Consider the following 19,928-nt stretch of genomic DNA (forward strand, 5'->3'; position numbering starts at 1 on the left):
CGTCGGCGTGCCGGGGCGACCGCGCCGTACCGGGCGTCAGCGCTCCAGGATCGCGGTCACGCCCTGGCCGCCGGCCGCGCAGATCGAGATCAGCCCCCGGCCGCCGCCCTTCTCGGCGAGCAGCTTCGCCAGGGTCGCCACGATCCGGCCGCCGGTGGCCGCGAACGGGTGCCCGGCGGCCAGCGACGAGCCGTTGACGTTCAGCTTCTCCCGGTCGATCGCGCCCAGCGGGGCGTCCAGGCCCAGCCTCTCCTTGCAGAACTCCGGCGACTCCCAGGCGGCCAGGGTGGCCAGCACCTGCGAGGCGAACGCCTCGTGGATCTCGTAGAAGTCGAAGTCCTGGAGGGTCAGCCCGGCCCTGGCCAGCAGCCGGGGCACCGCGTACGTGGGGGCCATCAGCAGCCCCTCGTCGCCGTGCACGAAGTCGACGGCGGCGGTCTCCGACCAGGAGAACCAGGCCAGTACGGGCAGACTGTGCTCGCGGGCCCACTCCTCGCTGGCCAGCAGCACCGTCGAGGCGCCGTCGGTCAGCGGCGACGAGTTGCCGGCGGTCATGGTCGCTTGTTCGGCGTCGGGCCCCTTCGCGCCGAAGACCGGCTTCAGCGAGCCGAGCTTCTCCAGGCTGCTGTCGGGGCGCAGGTTCTGGTCCCGGTTCAGCCCGAGGTACGGCGTCAGCAGGTCGTCGAAGAACCCCCGGTCGTACGCGGCGGCGAGCCGCTGGTGCGAGCGCAGCGCCAGCTCGTCCTGGGCCTGCCGGTCGACCTGCCAGCGCAGCGCGGTGCGGGCGGCGTGCTCCCCCATCGACAGCCCGGTACGCGGTTCCGCGTTACGCGGGATCTCCGGCCGGAACGGCTGGGTGGGGCGCAGCTTCGCGGCGATCTTCAGTCGCTCGCCGAGGGTACGGGCGCTGTTCAGCCTGAGCAGCGTGCGGCGCATCTCCTCGTTGACCGCCAGCGGGGCGTCGGAGGTGGTGTCCACGCCGCCGGCGATGCCGACGTCGAGCTGCCCGAGGGCGATCTTGTTGGCGACCAGGATGGCCGCCTCCAGCCCGGTGCCGCAGGCCTGCTGGATGTCGTACGCGGGGGTGTGCGGGTCGAGCTTCGAGCCGAGCACCACCTCGCGGGTCAGGTTGAAGTCCTTCGCGTGCTTGAGCACCGCGCCGGCCACCACCTCGCCGACCCGCTGGCCGGCCAGGCCGAACCGGGCGACGAGCCCGTCCAGCGCCGCGCCCAGCATGTCGGCGTTCGACGCGCTCGCGTACCGCGAGTTGGACCGCGCGAAGGGGATGCGGTTGCCGCCGATGACCGCGACCCGCCGGATGCTCTGCACGATCCCGCCTCCTCGAAAGACTTGCCCTGAACCTACTCGCCAGTAGGCTACGCCTATGACCGACAGGTACGCGAGCTTCGTCCGATCGGGGGCCGGCCGCGCGCTGGTCAAGCGCCTCGGGCTGCCCGACCCGCCGCGACTGCGCCGGCACACCCCCGGCGACCCCCTGGCGTCCGGCCCCGTCCTGCTCGGCGCCGCGACCGGCGGCCGGCTCGCCGAGCCGACCCGCAAGATCCTGACCGCCGCCGGGGTCGAGCTGCGCGATCCCGACGCCGTGGAGTCCACCGAGCGCTTCGCCGCCCTGGTGTACGACGCCACCGGCATCACCGACTCCACCGACCTGCGTCGGCTGTACGACTTCTTCCACCCGCGCGCCCGGTCGGTGCTGCCCAGCGGCCGGGTCGTCGTGCTCGGCACCCCGCCCGAGGAGTGCGGGTCCCCCAGGGAGGCGACGGCCCAGCGAGCTCTGGAGGGGTTGACCCGCAGCATCGGCAAGGAGTTCGGCCGGGGCGTCACCGCCCAGCTCGTGTACGCCACGAAGGGCCCCGACGCCGGCACCTGGACCAGCCTGGAGGCGACCCTGCGGTTCCTGCTCTCGGGCCGGTCCGCGTACGTCTCGGGGCAGGTGGTCCGCGTCGGCGCCGGCACGGCCGGGCCGCCGGCCGACTGGGACCGGCCGCTGGACGGGCAGGTCGTCCTGGTCACCGGGGCGGCCCGGGGCATCGGCGCGGCGCTGGCCCGGGTGCTGGCCCGCGACGGCGCCCGGGTCGTCGCGCTGGACGTCCCGGCGGCCGGCGACGAGCTGGCGGCGGTCGCCAACGAGATCGGCGGCACGGCCGTCCAGCTGGACCTGACCGCCCCGGACGCCCCGGACCGGCTCGCCGGGCACCTGGCCGACCGGCACGGGCGGGTCGACGTGGTCGTGCACAACGCCGGCATCACCCGCGACAAGACCCTCGGCCGGATGGACGCCGACCGCTGGGACTCGGTCATCGACGTCAACCTCTCCAGCCAGGAGCGGATCAACGACGTGCTGCTGGAGCGGGAACTGATCCCGGCCGGCGGCCGGATCGTCTCGGTCTCGTCGATCGCCGGCATCGCCGGCAACCGGGGACAGACCAACTACGCCACCAGCAAGGCGGGCGTGGTCGGGCTGGTCGAGTCGCTCGCCCCGGCGCTGCGCGCTCGGCAGATCAGCGTCAACGCCGTGGCGCCCGGGTTCATCGAGACCCGGCTGACCGCGCGCATCCCGCTGGCGATCCGCGAGGCGGGCCGGCGGATGAACAGCATGTCCCAGGGCGGGTTGCCGGTGGACGTCGCCGAGACCATCGGCTGGCTGGCGTGGCCGGCCTCCGGCGCGGTCAGTGGCAACGTCGTCCGGGTCTGCGGCCAGAGCCTGCTGGGGGCGTGATGGCGACGGACGACATCTCCGGACACCCGCCGTCGGGCGAGGCGACGCGCGACCGCTCCGCCCTCGCCCCGTCGGGCGAGGCGACACACGACCTGGCCGGGCGCACCGGGGCGGGAGGCCGGGAGCGCGTCGAGCTGCCCCGGATGCCGGCGGCCGGGGCGCTCTACCGGCGGGCGCTGCTCGGCGCGCTGCCCGGCGTCGGCGGCCGGCGGCGGTCGGCCGGCGTCCCGCCCGTCGAGCTGGCCGTCGGCGGGATCGCCGTCGACCGGACGCGCCTGGCCGACTACGACCGGGTCTGCGGGTTCCGGCTCACCGACCGGCTGCCCGCCACGTTCCCGCACGTCATGGGCTTCCCACTGACCCTGCGGCTGATGACCGGGCCGGAGTTTCCCATCCCGCTGACCGGTGTGGTGCACGTCGGCAACCGGATCACCGTGCACCGCCCGATCAGCGCCGACGAGACCCTCGAATTCACCACGTACGCGGAGAACCTGCGCCCGCACGACCGGGGGCGGCAGGTCGACGTGGTGCTGGTCGGCCGGGTCGGCGGGGAGGAGGTCTGGCGGGGCGTCTCGACGTACCTCGGCAGGGACAACGCGCCCGGTGGCGGTGCGGGGCGCGACCGGGGCGAGCGGCCCCCGACGCCGGCCGGTTCGGCTCGCTGGCGGGTCGAACCCCGGGTCGGTACGGAGTACGCGCGGGTCTCCGGCGACCACAACCCGATCCACACCTCCCGTCTCGGGGCCCGGCTGTTCGGCTTCCGCCGGCCGATCGCGCACGGCATGTGGAGCAAGGCCCGCTGCCTGGCCGCGCTGGAGAACCGGCTGCCGGACGCCTACACCGTCGAGGTGGCCTTCAAGCTGCCGGTGCCGCTGCCCAGCACGGTGAGCTTCGCTCTCCTGCCGGACGGTGGGTTCGCCCTGCACGACCTGCGCGGCCGACCGCACCTGGCGGGTCTCGTGCGCTGAGGCGCCCCTGCCGAACCCGAGACTCTGGGCTTGGCAGGGGCGTTCTCGTGCGCTAGGTTCTTCTCAGAGCGAGATGTTCTCAGAATGAGAGAGACATGGTTGACGAGCAGGACTTCCTGTCCACGTACGACCCCCGGGCCTACCCGTCCGTCGCCGTGACCGTGGACGTGGTGGCGCTGACCATCCGGGACGGCGCGCTGCACCTGCTGCTGATCCGGCGCGGCCAGCCGCCCTTCGAGGGGCACTGGGCGCTGCCCGGCGGCTTCGTCCGCCCCGACGAGGACCTGACCACCGGCGCCCGACGGGAGCTGGCCGAGGAGACCGGGCTCGGCGGCGAGCGGCTGCGCCGCGTACACCTGGAGCAGTTGGCCAGCTACGGCGACCCCGGCCGCGACCCGCGGATGCGCGTCGTCTCGATCGCCCACCTCGCGTTCGCCCCCGACCTGCCGGACCCGGCCGCCGGCACCGATGCCGACGAGGCGATCTGGCTGCCGGTGACCGCGCTGGCCAGCCGGCAACTCGCCTTCGACCACGGCCGGATCATCGACGACGCGCTGGAGCGGGCCCGGTCCAAGCTGGAATACACCCCGCTCGCCACCCGCTTCCTCGCCCCCGAGTTCACGATCAGCGAGCTGCGCGCCGTCTACGAGACGGTCTGGGGCCAGCCGCTGCACGCCGGCAACTTCCACCGCAAGGTGATCTCCGTGCCGGGCTTCGTGGAGGGCACGGGCGCCAGCACCGAACGCGGCGGCGCCCGGGGCGGCCCCCGCGCCCGGCTCTACCGGGCCGGCGACGCCCGGCTACTGCACCCGGCGCTGCTGCGCCCCGCCCCGGAGGAGCCGACGCCGTGAGGACCGCAGAGGCCATCCGCCTGGTCGCGGCGGCCCGCACCGACGCCGACCTGTTCGGCACGGACCAGCCGGCCCGGCGCTACCGCGAGCTGGTCGCGGCCCTGCACCCCGACCGCCTGCCGGCCGACCCGGCGGTACGCGCCGAGGCCACCGACGCGTTCGTCCAGGTCACCACCCGGTGGCGGGCCCGACAGGTCACCGTCCTCGGCGACTACCGCCTCGGGCGGTCGGCGCACTCGGGTGACCTGGCCGATCTCTACGACGTCGGCGACGACCGGCTGCTCAAGCTGCCCCGGCGGCCCACCGACAACGACCTGATGGCCCGCGAGGCACACGCCCTGCGCACCATCGCCGAACGCGGCGACCCGCGCTACCTGCCGTACGTGCCCCGGTTGGTTGACCAGTTCCGGCACCGGGACGCCACGACCGGCGCCGAACGGCGGATCAACGTGCTCGCCACCGCGCCCGGCCTGCACGACCTCGACGAGGTCCGGCGCGCGTACCCCGACGGGCTGGACGCCCGCGACGTGGCCTGGATGTGGCGTCGGCTGCTGGTGGCGCTCGGCCTGGCCCACCGGGCAGGCGTGGTGCACGGCGCGGTCCTGCCGCCACACGTGCTGATCGAGCCGGACGGGCACGGCGTGGTGCTGGTCGACTGGTGCTTCTCCGTGACCGGTGGCGGCGCCGTCCCGGCACTGGTGCCCGGCCACGACGACTGGTACCCGCCCGAGGTTCTCAAGAAGCGGCCCTGCGGGCCGGGCACCGACATCGCGACGGCCAGCCGCTGCATGACCTGGCTGATGGGCCGCCGCGCACCGCGCGAGCTGCTCGACTTCGCCCGGGGCTGCCAGCAGCAGTCCCTTCAGAAGCGGCCCGACGACGCCTGGCGCCTGCTCCGCGAACTCGACCAGGTGCTGGACCGGCTCTACGGCCCGCGCACCTTCCGACCCTTCACCCTCACCCCCTAAGGAGCCTGTCATGGGCAGTGGAATCTGGTCTACCGACGTGTACGACGCCGCCGACCGCTACCGCCGGAGCACCGGCAAGAGCGCGTTCTCCTACAGCGACAGCGGGGCGCGGACCGTGCACCCCGCCCTCGACCCCCGCGACGCGACGCGCGAGAGCCGCGACTCCGACGAGCACCCGCAGTCGACGGCCGTCGCGGTGCTGTTCGACGTCACCGGCTCGATGCGCAACGTGCCGCGCGTCCTGCAGACCAAGCTGCCGCAGCTGCTCGGGCTGCTGCAACGGCAGGGCTACGCCAGCGACCCGCAGATCATGTTCGGCGCCATCGGCGACGCCACCTGCGACCGGGTTCCGTTGCAGGTCGGCCAGTTCGAGTCGGACAACCGGATGGACGACGACCTCGGCCGGATCGTGCTGGAGGGCGGTGGCGGCGGGCAGATGACCGAGTCGTACGAGCTGGCCATGTACTTCATGGCCCGGCACACCGTCACCGACTGCTGGGAGAAGCGCGGCCGGCGCGGCTACCTGTTCATCATCGGCGACGAGCTGGCGTACCCGCAGGTGAAGGCCCGGGAGGTGGCCGGCCTGATCGGCGACGACCTCAGCGAGGACGTGCCGCTGCGGCAGGTCGTCGACGAGGTGACCCGCCGCTGGGACACCTACTACCTGCTCCCCGCCGGCAGCCACTACGCCGGCAACGCCAAGGTGCTCGACTTCTGGCGGGACCTGCTCGGGCAGAACACCGTCGTGCTCGACGACCTCGACGCGGTCTGCGAGACCATCGCGCTCACCATCGGCCTCGGCGAGCAGGCCATCGACCTGGACGAGGGCCTGCGCGACCTGGACCGCACCGGCTCCGGCGCCACCGGCACCGTGTCGAAGGCGCTGGCCCGCCTCGGCCGGGGACGGCGGGCCGAGGTGTCGACGCTGCCGGCCCTGGGCGACACCGGTGGTGGGGTGACCCGGCTGTGAGGGACCTGGCAGTGGTCGACCTCGGCTATGGCGAGGTGAATCGACGGTGAGGCACATTGCGGTGGTCGACCTCGGCTATGGCGACGCCGGGAAGGGCACGGTGGTGGACTGGCTCTGCGCCACCCGCCCCGTGCACACGGTGGTCCGCTTCAACGGGGGCGCGCAGGCGGCGCACAACGTCGTGCTGCGCGACGGGCGGCACCACACGTTCGCGCAGTTCGGCGCCGGCACGTTCCGCCCCGGTGTGCGTACGCACCTGTCGCGGCACGTGGTGGTGGACCCGTTGGCGCTGGCCGCCGAGGCCGACCACCTCGCCTCGGTCGGGGTGCCCGACGCGCTCGACCGGTTGACCGTCGACGGGGAGGCGCTGCTCGCCACCCCGTACCACCGGGCCGCCAACCGGGCCCGGGAGATCGCTCGGGGAGCCGACCGGCACGGCTCCTGCGGGCTCGGGGTGGGCGAGACCGTCGCGTACGGCCTCGCCCACCCCGACGAGGCACCCCGGGTCGCCGACTGCCACAGCCCGGCACTGCTGCGCCGCCGGCTGACCGCCCTGCGGGACCGGCTGACCGCCGAGCTCGGCCCGCTGGACGCCCCACCGGTCTCCGACTGCCTGCCCGCGTTCACCGGGTTCGCCGAGCGGGTCGCGATCGTCGACCGGAGCTGGCTGGCCGGGGCGCTGCGCGCCGGCACCTGCGTCTTCGAGGGCGCGCAGGGAGTGCTGCTCGACGAGTGGCACGGCTTCCACCCGTACACCACGTGGAGCACCACCACGTTCGCCAACGCCGACAGCCTGCTCGCCGAGGCGGGCCAGGCGGGCGCGGCGACCCGGCTCGGGGTGCTGCGCGTGACCACCACCCGGCACGGGCCCGGCCCGCTGGTGACCGAGGACCCGGCCCTGCCACTGGCCGACCCGCACAACCCGACGAACCCGTGGCAGGGCCGGTTCCGGTTCGGCCACTTCGACGCCGTCGCCCACCGGTACGCCCTCGCCGCGGCCGGCGGGGTCGACGGCCTGGCGCTGACCCACCTCGACCTCGCCGGCCCAGGGCTGCGGATCTGCCGCCGCTACGACACCACCGACCGGCTCACCCCCGGTCCGCCCGGCGACCTGGACCGGCAGGCCGCGCTCACCGCCCGCCTGCTGCGCTCCCGCCCGCTCTACGACGACGCCCCGCCCGTCGACTGGCCGTCGACGGTGGCCCGGGAACTGGCCGCCCCGGTGGTGCTCACCTCACACGGCCCCACCGCTGCCGACAAAACCCCCCACACCCCCCTCCTACTCCCTTCCTCCTCCCCGCCCTCCCCCTCTTTCTCCCCGCCCTCCCTCTCTCCTCCCCGCCCTCCCCTAACCCGCAACCCCCGCAAGCCCAACCTCACCGAGACAGCCCTCATCTAGGCGCCGATCTTGCACTTTCCGCCCTCACCTTGCGGCTCTTGTGAAGTTTGCCGGGGCACAAAGTGCAAGATCGACGGATTGGGAGGCGCGCGGGGCGAGGGGGGTGTCTTCGTGGAGGGGGTGGGGGTGGGGGTGGGGGTGGGGGTGGGGGTGGGGGTGGGGATCTGGTGGCTTGGCCGCCGGGCGGGTTGCGGGGGGCGAGCATGGGGGGCGTGGACGCCGCGCTCGATCTGCTCCGGCAGCTGGTCACCTCGCCTTGGGTGTACCTGCTGATCTTCGGGCTCACAGCGGTCGACGCGTTCTTCCCGGCGGTGCCCGGCGAGGCAGCCGTGATCACCGCCGCCGTGCTCTCCACCAGTGGCAACCCCAACCTGGTGGCGGTGATCGTCACCGCCGCGCTGGGCGCCTGCGTCGGCGACCACATCTCGTACGCCATTGGGCGCGGCGGCGGCGCGAACCGGCTCGCCCGGTTCCCCGAGGACAGCCGGCGGCGGTCCGGTTCAGAATGGGCCCGCCGGGCGCTGCACCGGCGTGGCGGGCTCATCCTCACCACCGCTCGGTACATCCCCGGCGGCCGGACGGCGGTCACCCTCACCATGGGCGCGGTCCGCTACCCACTCCGCTCGTTCCTGCTCTTCGACGTGATCGCGGCGGTGAGCTGGGCGCTCTACTCCGCCTTGCTCGGCTACTTCGGCGGGCTGGCCTTCGAACGCGACCCGATCAAGGGCATCCTCGCCGGTGTGGGTCTGTCGGTGGCGATCACACTGCTGCTGGAGTCCGCCCGCTGGCTACGCCACCGCGCCCACCGCTCCGGTGCCCGCCACTGACCCGCTGCCCCAACGTCCCCGCCCACCAGCCGGCGCCTCGCTCTCTCCCCCGGCGCCCAGCCACTTAACGTCGCCCGCCCAAGACGACGAGTGGAACACCACGGGTGTCACCGGCCCTTCCTGGCACCCATGGTGTTCCACCCGACTGTCACGGCTGGCGAGCAGCACGGGAGCGTACCGGTCGACGGTGCGGCGGAGCGCGACGGCGCGGGAGGTCACGTCCCGAGCCTAGGCAAGGTGGAGGCCGGTGCCGCCCAGCCGCCTCCGGTGTCCGCGCCGTCCGCGCCGCTCAGGCGCCCGGCGGCCGGTGCAGGTTGATCAGCTGGGCCAGATGGCGGCCGGCCGTCAGCAGCGGCTGGTCGTTGCGGGATACCTGAGCCGCGAGTTCGGCCCCTTCCAGCGTGGAGATCACCGTGTGGGCCAGGTCCTCCGCGTCGTCCTCCGCGATCCCGGCGCGGCGGAGTTTGTCCGCGACCAGCAGCCGCCAGTGCGCGAAGGCGTCCGCGGCGGCCCGCTGGATGTCGGGCGCCCGGCTCGCCGTGCCGAGGGCGGTGGAGGTGACCGGGCAGCCGTCGGTCCAGTCGGAGTCGCGCAGCCCTTCGGCGAGGTCGCGGGCGCAGGTGACCACCGCCTCGGCCGGGTCCGCCACCTGGTCGAGGGTCGCCCGGAGCAGGTCGGCGAATTCCTGGTCGCCGTGGCGGATGGCGGCCACGGCCAACTCCTGCTTGCCGCCGGGGAAGAAGTGGTAGACCGAACCCAGCGTCGCCGCGGCCTCGACCGAGATCTGCTTGATGCCGGTGCCGTCGTAGCCCTGGCGCTGCATCAGCCGCGACGCGACCCGCACGATCCGCTCCCGGGTGCCGAGGCTGCCGTTCACGGTCGCGGCCTGCCGTGCCGACGTCTTCATGCGGTCACCCTACCGGATAGAACGTTCATTCCAGTGTTGTGCTAGCGTCCCTCTCGCTCACTAGATAGAGCGTTCGCTCTAGAGGAGGATCCGCATGACCGACCGCACAGTGACCGTCATCGGCCTCGGTCCGATGGGCCGGGCGATGGTGAATGCTTTCCTGGACAGGGGATACCAGGTCACGGTCTGGAACCGGACTGCGGCCAAGGCCGACGAACTGGTACGCAGGGGCGCCCGCCGGGCGGCGACCGTGGACGAGGCCCTGGCCGCCAACGAGCTGGTCGTCCTCAGCCTCACCGACTACGACGCGATGTACGCGATCCTCGGCCCGGCCACGACCGCGCTGTCCGGTCGGGTGATCGCCAACCTCAGCTCGGACACCCCCGAGCAGGCCCGGGAGGCGGCGACCTGGCTCGCCGAACGTGGCGCCCGGCAGCTCACCGGCGGCATGCAGGTGCCGCCGTCCGGTATCGGGACCCCCGACTCCGCCACGTACTACAGCGGCCCGGCGGACGCGTTCGAGGCCCACCGGCAGACGTTGGAGGTGCTGACGAGCGCCGACTACCAGGGCGAGGACCCGGGGCTGGCGGCGCTGCGCTACCAGCTCCAGATGAACATGTTCTGGACCATCATGGTGAGCTGGCTGCACACGGTCGCCGTGGCCCGTACCCACGGCATCACCGCCACGGAGTTCCTTCCCGTCGCGCTGAAGACCGCGGACGTGGCCCAGTTCCTGGAGTTCTACGCGCCTCGCATCGACGCGGGCGACCACCGGGGGGACGTGGACCGGTTGGCGATGGGCGAGGCGAGCATCAGACACGTCCTGCACACCGTGCGGGCTGCCGGCGTCGACACCACGCTGCCGGCCGCGGTGCTCGACGCCTTCCAGCGGGGCATGGCGGACGGCCGCGTCGACCAGAGTTTCACCAGCCTCGTCGAGGTGTTCGCGGCCGATACCGCCGTGGATGGCCGCGACGCCCCGGCGCCGGTCCGCGCCCGCCCCTGAGAACCGACCGTGCCCGGTCGGCGACCACGTCTCGTACGCCATCGGCCGATCCGGCCCCGCCCGGCTACCGCTCGGGTCGCCAGGTCACGCCGGCCAGCAGTTGTCCGGCCCCCATCCAGGCCACGTTCATCATCCGGGTGGCGGTCTTCTCCGGGTCGGCCTCCGGGTGGTCGGCGAGCCAGTCGGCCAACGACTCGGTGGCGCCCACCAGGGCGTACGCGACGACCTCCAGGTCGGTCTCGCTCACCTCGCGCCCCTCGGCGCGCAGCGCGTGGTCGAGCATCCCGGCGACCACCTCGACCAGCCGGGCGCGCATGCCGGCCAGTTCGCCGGCGAAGGGCTGCTCGCCCCGGGCCTGCCGGTAGAGCACCGCCCACCCGTCCCGGTGCGCCCCGACGAAGCCGAAGAAGGCGCGCAGCCCACGCCAGAGCCGCTCGTCGGCCGGCAGCTCGGGGGCCGCCGCCCCGGCGATGGCCTGCGTCATCCGGGTGCCCTCCCGGTGCAGGCAGGCGACGAAGAGTTCTTCCTTCGTGCCGAGGTACGCGTAGACCATGGGCTTGGAGATGCCGGCGTCCTCGGCGATCTCGTCCATGCTGGCAGCGTGGAATCCCCTGCGTGAGAACACTTTCACGGCCGCGTCGAGCATCTGCTGCTCGCGTACGGCCCGAGGCAGCCGCCTGAAGGTGGGTGGGGTGGACACCTTGCGAGCATACCTACTCGCCCGTAAGGTTACGCACGAGTAGCCAATTCCCGGAAGGTGCAGCCCCATGACTGACTTCGACCCGGCCAACTTCGCGAACGTCGGCCCCAAGGAGTTCGCCCAGCTGGTCAAGTCCACCCCGGACGACAAGATCGCCGAGGTGATGTCCGGCGACCTGCGCGGCAAGATCCTCGCCGAGGTCTTCAACCGGATGCCGCAGCTCTTCCGCGCCGACCGGGCCGGCTCGACCAACGCGGTCATCCACTGGAGCATCACCGGCCGCCCCGACGGTGGCACCGACACCTACGAGGTGGTCATCGCCGACGGCACCTGCACCGTCAACGAGACCCCGCAGCACGACCCGAAGCTCAGCCTCACCATGGGCCCGGTCGAGTTCCTGAAGATCATCTCCGGTGGCGCGAACCCGGTCATGATGTTCATGACCGGCAAGCTCAAGGCCAAGGGCGACCTAGGCCTGGCCGCCAACATCGCCAACCTGTTCGACATCCCCAAGGCCTGAGATGGCCGAGTTCTCGCTCGACCTGAACGAGGAACAGCGGGATCTGCGCGACTGGGTGCACGGCTTCGCCGCCGACGTCGTGCGCCCGGCCGCAGCCGAGTGGGACGCCCGGGAGGAAACTCCCTGGCCGATCATCCAGGAGGCGGCGAAGGTCGGCCTGTACGGCTTCGAGTTCCTCGCCACCTGCTGGGCCGACCCCACCGGCCTCTCCCTCCCCATCGCCAGCGAGGAACTCTTCTGGGGTGACGCCGGCATCGGGCTGGGCATCTTCGGCACCTCCCTCGCGGTGGCCGCCATCTACGGCACCGGCACCCCCGACCAGATGGTCGAATGGGTGCCGCAGTGCTTCGGCACCGTCGACGAACCGGCCGTCGCCGCGTTCTGCACCACCGAGCCTGAGGCCGGTTCCGACGTCGGCGCCATGCGCACCCGCGCGGTCTACGACGAGGCCACCGACGAGTGGGTGCTCAGCGGGCAGAAGGCGTACGCCACCAACGGCGGGATCGCCGGAGTGCACGTGGTCACCGCCTCGGTCGACCCGACGCTCGGCTCCCGTGGGCAGGCGGCGTTCGTCGTACCGCCGGGCATCGCCGGACTGAACGCGACCCGCAAGCTGCGAAAGCTGGGCCTGCGCGCGTCGCACACCGCCGACGTCTTCCTCGACGACGTACGCGTGCCGGGGCGCTGCCTGCTCGGCGGCCGGGACGCCCTGCTCGAACGCCTCGACCGGGCCCGCTCCGGCAGGCGCGCGTCGGGCCAGGCCGCGATGCGCACCTTCGAACTCTCCCGGCCGACGGTCGGCGCGCAGGCGCTGGGTGTGGCCCGGGCCGCCTACGAGTACGCCCTGGACTACGCGAAGGAGCGGGTCCAGTTCGGCCGGCCGATCATCGAGAACCAGGCGGTCGCGTTCGCGCTGGCCGACATGAGGATGGAGATCGACGCCGCCCGGCTGCTGGTCTGGCGGGCGTCCTGGATGGGCCGCAACAACCGGCCCTTCACGGCCGGCGAGGGCTCGATGTCCAAGCTGAAGGCCGGCGAGGTGGCCGTCTCCGTCACCGACAAGGCCGTGCAACTGCTCGGCGGGGCCGGTTTCCTGCGGGACCACCCGGTCGAGCGCTGGTACCGGGACGCCAAGATCTACACCATCTTCGAGGGCACCTCGGAGATCCAACGGCTGGTGATCTCCCGAGCCATCTCCGGCGTCCAGATCCGCTGACCGCTGCCCCGTTCCCCGGCCGTTACTGTTCGGAGGCACCACCGCCCCTAGGCTGGCGGCACCATGATCGGCTCCGGACCCCGCCGTTCCCGTCACCGCCGGCCGAGACCACGGATGGCGCCGCTGCTGCTGGTCGAGGCGGCGACGCTGCTCTCCAACACCGGCAACGGGGTCGCCAACGTGGCCCTGCCCTGGCTGGTGCTGGAACGCACCGGCAGCGCCACCGCAGCCGGCGTCGTCGCGGCAGCCGCCGCGCTGCCGCTGCTGCTCTCCGGCCTCGTCTCCGGCACCGTCGTTGACCTGCTAGGCCGGCGGCGTACGGCACTGGTCTCCGACACGCTCTCCGCCGTCTCGGTCGCCGCGATCCCGGTGGTCGACGCCCTGCTCGGGCTGAACCTCGGCTGGATCGTGGCGCTGGCCGTGCTCGGCGCGGTGTTCGACCCGGCCGGTCTGACCGCCCGGGAGACGCTGCTGCCGGCCGCCGCGCAGGCCGCCGGCTGGCGGATCGAACGGGCCAACGGGGTGCACGAGGCGGTCTGGGGGCTGGCCTTCCTGATCGGGCCCGGCGTCGGCGGCATGCTCATCGCCACGATCGGCCCCGGCTCGACGCTCTGGGTCACCGCCGCCGGATTCGCGCTGGCCGTGGCGATGATCTCCGCTGTCCGGCTGCCCGGGGCCGGCCGCCCCGAACGCCCCCCGGCCGGTCTGTGGCGTGGCACCGCCGAGGGGCTGCGGTTCGTCTGGCGGGACCGGCTGCTGCGGACCATCGCGCTGCTCACGATGGTGCTGGCCGCGCTCTACCTGCCGGTCGAGGGCGTGCTGCTGCCGGCGTGGTTCGTCGGCCAGGGAGAGCCGGCCCGGCTCGGCGCGATCCTGATGGCGATGAGCGCCGGAGGAGTCGTCGGGGCGCTCGCCTCCGGCGCGGCCGGCCGGCTGATCCGTCGCCGCACCCTGATGGTGATCGCCCTCGTCGTCATCGGGGTGGCCCTCGTCGGGCTGGCCACCCTGCCACCGTTCCCGGCCATGATCGGCTTCGCCGTCGCGATCGGGCTGGCGTACGGGCCGGTCAACCCGCTGTCCAACTACGCCATGCAGACCCGCACGCCGGAACAGTTGCGCGGGCGCGTGGTCGGGGTGATGACCTCGTTCGCGTACGCCGCCGGCCCGGCGGGCTATCTGCTCGCCGGGCCGTTGGTGGAGTGGCTCGGGCTGCGTACCGCCTTCCTGGTGCTGGCCGGGGCGCTGCTGGTGGCGGCGCTGACCGCCGCGCCCCTGCCGGCGCTGCGGGAGCTGGACGAGCCGCCCCGCCATCCACCCGCCCCACCGGGCGACCCGTCGGGCCAGATGGAGGCGCCCGCCCCAGCCGGCGGCCCGGCGGGCCAGGTGCAGGGGCACGTCCCGCCCGGCGACACGTCGGGCCAGGTGGCCGGAACCGGCTCGCCCGGCGAGCGTCGGAGGCCCCCGACACACCGCGGTCGCCACCGGGTGGACGCCGGTCAGGGATAGAGCGTCAGCCCGGACATGGTGGCGATGGCCGTCAACTGCGCCACGGTGAGCACCGGCGGCGGACCGAAGCGGACCGTCGGCGTCGCACCGTTCTCCCCGCGGGTGATGTGGTGGTTGTCCGTCGTCACCGTCACGGTCGTGCCGTCCGCCCGTCGCACCTGTGCCCAGCGCCGCTCGTGGCCCTCCTTGCCGGGTCTGGTGGCGCCGACGGCGAGGCTGCTGCCGTCCGGCAGCTGGCTGCTGCCCGTACAGCGACCAGGATCGGGGGTGGCGGCGCATCCGACGGGCTCGTCGGCGGCCGTCGGGATCAGCGTCACCGTCACGTTGTCGGCCTGACCGTTCCCGCGCAACCGGGCGTGGGCGTAGTAGTGCCAGTGGCTCTTCTCGTAGGTGAACTGCACCCGGTCACAGCCCGGGATCGTGCCGTCGACCGTCAGCCCCGCCGGCACGACGGCCGCCAGCGCCGGACGCAGCACGAGGGTCAGCCGGGCCACACCCGCGTCGGGGCGCTCGGTCGGCCGGTCGCGCACCGTGTCGTACGACTGCTGGGGTGCCGGCGGCCCGCTGGGATCCGGCTCCACGACCGGGCAGAGCGACGCGTCTGCGGACGGCGAGCCCGTAGCGGCCGGTGGCAGGGCGAACCCGTCGGGATCAGCGGCCGGACCGGCGATCAGCGCCGGTGTCACCACGGCCGCGGCGACCGCCGCAGCGACACCGGTACCGGCCAGGACCCGGCCGCGGTGGCGGCGGCGCCGATCATCGGCGATCAGCCGGTCCACGTCGATCCGCGTCGGCGGCGAGGACGCCACCGCCGTACGCAACTGCTGGGTCAGGTCATCCATCGGTGCGTGCCTCCTCGGTTCGGGCCGGTACGCCCACGAGGCGGCTCCGCAGCGCCTCGATCGCGCGCGCCGACTGGCTCTTGACGGTGCCGGTGGTGCAGCCGAGTTCCCGGGCGGTCTCCTCCACGGACAGGTCGCAGAAGTAGCGCAGCACCAGGACCGCGCGGCGGCGCGGCGGCAACTCGGCCAGTAGGGCGAGGATGGTCAGCCGATCTGCGGCACCGTCGCTGGCGGAACGGACAGCGGCATCGGGCACCTCGGCCCAGGCGGCCTCGCGCCGCCACGGCCGGCGCCGCTCGTCCAGCCAGACCCGCAGCAGGGTACGCCGGACGTACGCGTCGGGGCTGTCCATCCTGGACACCCGTCGCCAGTGTCGCAGCAGCTTGACCAGCGCCGTCGACACCAGGTCGTCGGCCGTGTGCCAGTCACCGCAGAGCAGGTACGCCGTGCGGCGCAGCGGCTCCAGCCGCGCCCCGACGTACTCGCGGTAGCCCTCGATGTCGGCAGGCAATCCCGCCACCTCCTCGCCTCACCGCTCAAACGGAGGCGGGGCGGGGGGAGGTTGCCCGGTCAGCCCGGAATGCTGATCCGGCCCTCGACGGCGGCGGAGGCGATGTCGGTGCGGTGCTGCGAACCGGCCAGCTCCACGCCGGCCACCAGCGCGTACGCGGCGTCCCGGGCGGCGGACAGGTCGGCACCGGTGGCGGTGGCGCAGAGCACCCGGCCACCGGCGGAGAGCAGCGCCCCGTCGGCGTCCCGGCGGGTGCCGGAGTGGATGATCCCCGGCCCCTCGGCCCCGGCGATCACGTCGCCGGTACGCGGGGCGGCCGGGTATCCCTCGGCGGCGACCACGACCGTGACGGCGGCACCGTCGCGCCAGCGCAGCGGCGGGTGCCCGGCCAGCGTGCCGGTCGCGGCGGCGTGCAGCAGCCCGGCCAGCGGGGTCTCCAGCAGGGCGAGCACCACCTGTGTCTCCGGGTCACCGAAGCGGGCGTTGAACTCGATCACCCGGGGGCCGTCGGCGGTGATCGCCAGCCCGACGTAGAGCAGGCCCGCGAACGGGGTGCCCCGCCGGGCCATCTCCGCCAGAGTGGGGTGCACGACGTCGCGCATCACCTCGTCGACCAGGCCGGCCGGCGCCCAGGGCAGCGGCGCGTACGCCCCCATGCCGCCGGTGTTCGGGCCGGTGTCGCCGTCGCCGATGCGCTTGAAGTCCTGCGCCGGCAGCAGCGGCACCGCAGCCTCGCCGTCGGTGACCACGAAGAGGGAGACCTCCGGGCCGGCAAGATATTCCTCGACGACGGCCCGACCGCACTCCTCGGCGTGCCGGAGCGCGGCGGCACGGTCGTCGGTCACCACGACGCCCTTGCCGGCGGCAAGCCCGTCGTTCTTCACCACGTACGGCGCGCCGAACTCGTCCAGCGCCCGGGCAGTGCTGTCCGCATCCGTGCAGGTGTACGCGCGGGCGGTCGGCACGCCGGCGGCGGTCATCACGTCCTTGGCGAACGTCTTCGAGCCCTCCAGCCGGGCCGCCTCCCCGGACGGCCCGAACACGGCGATCCCCTTGGCGCGTACGGCGTCGGCGACCCCGGCCACCAGCGGCGCCTCCGGCCCGATCACCACCAAGTCGACCCCGGTCTCCACCGCCAGCGCGGCAACAGCCGCCGGATCACAGGGATCCACCCCCCGCACCGAGGCAAGCGCAGCAATACCGGGATTACCAGGCGCCGCAATCAGCTGCTCAACGGACGGATCACCGGCGAGGCCCAGCGCGAGCGCATGCTCCCGCCCCCCACCACCAAGAAGAAGAACCCGCACCCCCGCATCCTACTGACCCCCTCCCCCCGCCCCGTTGATCAAGAAGTTTGCGTCCCATTTCCGCCTCGGTGCGGACCAGAACCTCTTGATCAACTACCTGGGGTAGGGGTGAAGGGCTGCTTTGATCGTGTGGGGGATGTAGTCGGGGCGGAGGGTGTCCGCCCAGGTGAAGCGGAGGATCCGCCAACCGGCGTTGACCAGCCGGTTCTGCCGCGTCCGGTCCTCGAAGACTGCCGTGGGAGTGCGATGGGGCGCCTGGCCGTCCGCCTCGGCGATCAGCCGCGCCGCCCGCCAGCCGAGGTCGCCGATGCCCAGCAGATAGCCGTCCCGGTCGCGTACCTCCAACTGGAGCACGTCGGGCGGTACGCCACCGTCGACACACCGCAGCCTGGTCCGGGTCTCCAGCGGGGACTGCGCCCGCCCGTCCGTCTCCGCGAGATGACGCCGGGCCGCGACGGCTCCTCTGCGGCCCACGAGAAGAGCCGGAATCCGGACCAGGTCGGACTCGGTGACGACCTGCCGGTTCAGCGCGGAGTCGAGTACGCACACCGCCGAGTAGCGGTCCGCCCTGAGGATGACATCGGCGACCGTCCGCAGCGGGGTGGTGACGGGCAGACCGGCCACCTCGCTCACGGCGTCCGGATCGACTGCGAGCTGGTGCACCACGACATCAGGGTCGGTGAGCCGCTGCGGCCGTGGCCGGTTCGCCGGCAGCGACACGTGGATGGCGGACTCCGGACGGAGCCCGGCGATCCTGTGCAACTCGGCTGCGGTGTCGAGAACGACGACCGAGCCCGGCCCGAGGGTGGTGGTCACAGCCCGGATGCGGGCCCTACGGAGCGCCGCAGGGCTCAACTCGGGGGCCGGCACGAAGCAACCCCTCGCCACCCGGATCCAACGGCCCGAGCGACACAGGTATCGGATCTGGCTCCGACTCAAGCCGGCGGACAACGCCTGCGCGGCCGTCACCACCCCGTCCTGACGACTGGCGATGCGTTGGAGAACCTCGACGCTCACCCCACCACGATGACCGCCCGTCCACCCCGCACACCGCCCCTGTGGACAACCCCGCCCCTCCTGTGGACAACCCCAACCCTCCGCACGTCGATCAAGAGGTTTGGGTCCGAATCCGAGTCAGACCAGGACGCAAACTTCTTGATCAACGCGCAGGCCCCCGGAGGGGGCGGGGGTGGGGGTGGGGGTGGGGGTGGGGGTGGGGGTGGGGGTGGGGGTGGGGGTGGGGGTGGGGGTGGGGTGGGGGTGGGGGTGGGGGTGGGGGTGGGGGTTAGAGGAGGGGGTGGCGGACGACGTTTTCCTCGCGGCCGGGGCCTACGCCTACGACGCTGACGCGGGTGCGGCAGATCTCCTCGATGCGGGCAATGTAGCGCCTGGCGTTTTCCGGGAGTTCGGCCTCGGTCCTCGCCTTGGTGATGTCCTCCCACCAGCCGTCGAGCTCCTCGTAGATCGGAGTCGCGTGGTGGAAGTCGGTCTGGGTCATCGGCATGTCGTCGTAGCGCTCGCCGTTGATCTCGTACCCGACGCAGATCGGCACCTTCGGCAGGCCGGTGAGCACGTCCAGCTTGGTGACCACCAGGTCGGTGACGCCGTTGAGGCGGCACGCGTACCGGGCCACGACGGCGTCGAACCAGCCGCAGCGGCGCTCCCGGCCGGTGGTGGTGCCGTACTCGTGGCCGACCTTGCGCAGGTGCTGCCCGTTGTCGTCGAAGAGCTCCGTCGGGAACGGCCCGGAGCCGACCCGCGTCGTGTACGCCTTGCTGACCGCGATCACCTTGTTGATCGCCGTCGGCGGGATGCCGGCGCCCACGCAGGCCCCACCGGCCGTCGGATTCGACGAGGTCACGAAGGGGTACGTGCCGTGGTCCATGTCGAGCATGGTGGCCTGGGCACCCTCCAGCAGGACCGTCTCGCCGCGGTCCAGCGCGTCCCAGAGCATCACCCGGGTCTCGGCGATGTACGGCTTGAGCCGCTCCGCGTAGGCCAGGTATTCCTCGATCGTCGCGTCGACGTCGATCGCCTTGCGGTTGTAGATCTTGAACAGCAGCTGGTTCTTCTCGCGCAGCGCCAGCTCCAGCTTCTTGCGCAGGATGCCCGGGTCGAGCAGATCCTGCAGCCGGATGCCCATCCGGGCGACCTTGTCGCCGTACGCCGGGCCGATGCCCCGACCGGTGGTGCCGATCCGGGAGCTGCCGAGGTAGCGCTCGACGACCAGGTCGAGGGCACGGTGGTGCGGCATGATCAGGTGCGCGTCGCCGGAGATCCGCAGCCGGCTGACGTCGACCCCGCGCTCGGCCAGCCCGTCGATCTCGGCCAGCAGCACCTTCGGATCGACCACCACGCCGTTTCCGATGACGATCATCGCGCTCGGTGAGAGCGCACCCGACGGCATCAGGTGTAGCGCGTACTTCTGGCCGTCCGGCGTGATCACCGTGTGACCGGCGTTGTTGCCGCCGGAGTAGCGCACGACGTAGTCGACCCGCTCACCCAGCAGGTCGGTAACCTTGCCCTTGCCCTCGTCGCCCCATTGGGCACCGAGGAGCACGATCGCTGGCATCTTTTCGCCTCCAGAAGGCTCGGGTGCCAGGTGGCGACCGGTCAGCGAGCCCGGGGTGTCAGGCTAACAAGTAGTGGCGGCGCGGCCGGCAGGGGTCGCGTCGGGAGGCAGGAGGCCC

18 protein-coding genes and 2 pseudogenes are annotated in these 19,928 nt (G+C 73.0%); 11 read left to right on the forward strand and 9 right to left on the reverse strand.

The window, feature by feature from the left end; translation table 11 throughout:
- Positions 1–36 precede the first annotated feature (36 nt).
- On the reverse strand, positions 37–1,329 hold the full coding sequence (locus tag GA0070608_RS08805; RefSeq protein ID WP_091624781.1) for an acetyl-CoA C-acetyltransferase: 1,293 nt from the start codon (positions 1,327–1,329) through the stop codon (positions 37–39).
- A gap of 55 nt (positions 1,330–1,384) precedes the next feature.
- On the opposite strand from GA0070608_RS08805, the gene GA0070608_RS08810 reads away from it, so the two are divergent.
- The 7 genes from GA0070608_RS08810 (at position 1,385) to GA0070608_RS08840 (ending at position 8,723) form a co-directional block, all read left to right on the forward strand.
- Positions 1,385–2,740, forward strand: coding sequence for a 3-oxoacyl-ACP reductase (locus GA0070608_RS08810; protein ID WP_091624784.1), 1,356 nt, complete (start codon positions 1,385–1,387; stop codon positions 2,738–2,740).
- Positions 2,740–3,708 (forward strand): MaoC/PaaZ C-terminal domain-containing protein, encoded by a 969-nt coding sequence (locus GA0070608_RS08815; protein WP_091624788.1) that lies wholly within the window; start codon positions 2,740–2,742, stop codon positions 3,706–3,708. The genes GA0070608_RS08810 and GA0070608_RS08815 overlap by 1 nt, the downstream gene beginning before the upstream one ends.
- A gap of 95 nt (positions 3,709–3,803) precedes the next feature.
- A complete protein-coding gene (locus tag GA0070608_RS08820) occupies positions 3,804–4,559 on the forward strand; it encodes an NUDIX hydrolase (protein WP_091624792.1) in 756 nt (251 codons plus the stop codon).
- A complete protein-coding gene (locus tag GA0070608_RS08825) occupies positions 4,556–5,527 on the forward strand; it encodes a serine/threonine protein kinase (protein WP_091624798.1) in 972 nt (323 codons plus the stop codon). Before GA0070608_RS08820 ends, GA0070608_RS08825 begins: the two co-directional genes overlap by 4 nt.
- A gap of 10 nt (positions 5,528–5,537) precedes the next feature.
- On the forward strand, positions 5,538–6,497 hold the full coding sequence (locus tag GA0070608_RS08830; protein ID WP_091624804.1) for a hypothetical protein: 960 nt from the start codon (positions 5,538–5,540) through the stop codon (positions 6,495–6,497).
- Positions 6,498–6,543: 46 nt separating this feature from the next.
- Positions 6,544–7,896, forward strand: a complete 1,353-nt coding sequence (locus tag GA0070608_RS08835; RefSeq protein WP_245715742.1) for an adenylosuccinate synthetase — start codon at positions 6,544–6,546, stop codon at positions 7,894–7,896.
- Positions 7,897–8,108: 212 nt separating this feature from the next.
- On the forward strand, positions 8,109–8,723 hold the full coding sequence (locus tag GA0070608_RS08840; RefSeq protein ID WP_091634683.1) for a DedA family protein: 615 nt from the start codon (positions 8,109–8,111) through the stop codon (positions 8,721–8,723).
- A gap of 289 nt (positions 8,724–9,012) precedes the next feature.
- Here the strand turns inward: GA0070608_RS08840 and GA0070608_RS08845 are convergent, their stop codons facing one another.
- Positions 9,013–9,630: a TetR/AcrR family transcriptional regulator gene (locus GA0070608_RS08845; protein WP_091624808.1), complete on the reverse strand. Its 618-nt coding sequence runs from the start codon at positions 9,628–9,630 to the stop codon at positions 9,013–9,015.
- Positions 9,631–9,724: 94 nt separating this feature from the next.
- Between GA0070608_RS08845 and GA0070608_RS08850 the strand changes: the two genes are divergently transcribed.
- A complete protein-coding gene (locus GA0070608_RS08850) occupies positions 9,725–10,636 on the forward strand; it encodes an NAD(P)-dependent oxidoreductase (protein ID WP_091624812.1) in 912 nt (303 codons plus the stop codon).
- A gap of 64 nt (positions 10,637–10,700) precedes the next feature.
- Here the strand turns inward: GA0070608_RS08850 and GA0070608_RS08855 are convergent, their stop codons facing one another.
- On the reverse strand, positions 10,701–11,336 hold the full coding sequence (locus GA0070608_RS08855) for a TetR/AcrR family transcriptional regulator (RefSeq protein WP_091624816.1): 636 nt from the start codon (positions 11,334–11,336) through the stop codon (positions 10,701–10,703).
- Positions 11,337–11,403: 67 nt separating this feature from the next.
- Between GA0070608_RS08855 and GA0070608_RS08860 the strand changes: the two genes are divergently transcribed.
- The 3 genes and pseudogenes from GA0070608_RS08860 to GA0070608_RS08870 all read left to right on the forward strand — a co-directional run.
- Positions 11,404–11,856 carry an SCP2 sterol-binding domain-containing protein gene (locus GA0070608_RS08860; protein ID WP_091624820.1) on the forward strand — a complete coding sequence of 151 codons (453 nt, stop codon included), beginning with the start codon at positions 11,404–11,406 and terminating at the stop codon, positions 11,854–11,856.
- A 1-nt stretch (position 11,857) separates the two neighbouring features.
- A complete protein-coding gene (locus tag GA0070608_RS08865) occupies positions 11,858–13,072 on the forward strand; it encodes an acyl-CoA dehydrogenase family protein (RefSeq protein WP_091624823.1) in 1,215 nt (404 codons plus the stop codon).
- Between the two features lie 63 nt (positions 13,073–13,135).
- Positions 13,136–14,440: pseudogene (locus GA0070608_RS08870) on the forward strand (MFS transporter); the annotation flags it as partial.
- A 128-nt stretch (positions 14,441–14,568) separates the two neighbouring features.
- Here GA0070608_RS08870 and GA0070608_RS08875 read toward each other — a convergent pair.
- From GA0070608_RS08875 to GA0070608_RS08895, 6 genes and pseudogenes are all read right to left on the reverse strand, one after another.
- The gene (locus GA0070608_RS08875; RefSeq protein WP_091624832.1) at positions 14,569–15,420 is read right to left on the reverse strand and encodes a hypothetical protein; all 852 of its coding nucleotides are present in this window, start codon (positions 15,418–15,420) and stop codon (positions 14,569–14,571) included.
- The gene (locus GA0070608_RS08880; RefSeq protein ID WP_091624841.1) at positions 15,413–15,931 is read right to left on the reverse strand and encodes a SigE family RNA polymerase sigma factor; all 519 of its coding nucleotides are present in this window, start codon (positions 15,929–15,931) and stop codon (positions 15,413–15,415) included. The genes GA0070608_RS08875 and GA0070608_RS08880 overlap by 8 nt, the downstream gene beginning before the upstream one ends.
- A gap of 59 nt (positions 15,932–15,990) precedes the next feature.
- Positions 15,991–17,238: a phosphoribosylamine--glycine ligase gene (gene purD / locus GA0070608_RS08885; RefSeq protein ID WP_091624846.1), complete on the reverse strand. Its 1,248-nt coding sequence runs from the start codon at positions 17,236–17,238 to the stop codon at positions 15,991–15,993.
- 93 nt (positions 17,239–17,331) lie between these two features.
- Entirely contained in the window at positions 17,332–18,054 is a 723-nt protein-coding gene (locus GA0070608_RS08890; protein WP_245716087.1) for a hypothetical protein, read from the reverse strand.
- Positions 18,055–18,126: 72 nt separating this feature from the next.
- Positions 18,127–18,255: pseudogene (locus GA0070608_RS33955) on the reverse strand (type IV toxin-antitoxin system AbiEi family antitoxin domain-containing protein); the annotation flags it as partial.
- A gap of 268 nt (positions 18,256–18,523) precedes the next feature.
- Positions 18,524–19,810 carry an adenylosuccinate synthase gene (locus tag GA0070608_RS08895; protein WP_091624852.1) on the reverse strand — a complete coding sequence of 429 codons (1,287 nt, stop codon included), beginning with the start codon at positions 19,808–19,810 and terminating at the stop codon, positions 18,524–18,526.
- Between the last annotated feature and the right edge of the window lie 118 nt (positions 19,811–19,928).

Source organism: Micromonospora peucetia, assembly GCF_900091625.1.
GTDB classification, from domain to species: Bacteria; Actinomycetota; Actinomycetes; order Mycobacteriales; family Micromonosporaceae; genus Micromonospora; species Micromonospora peucetia.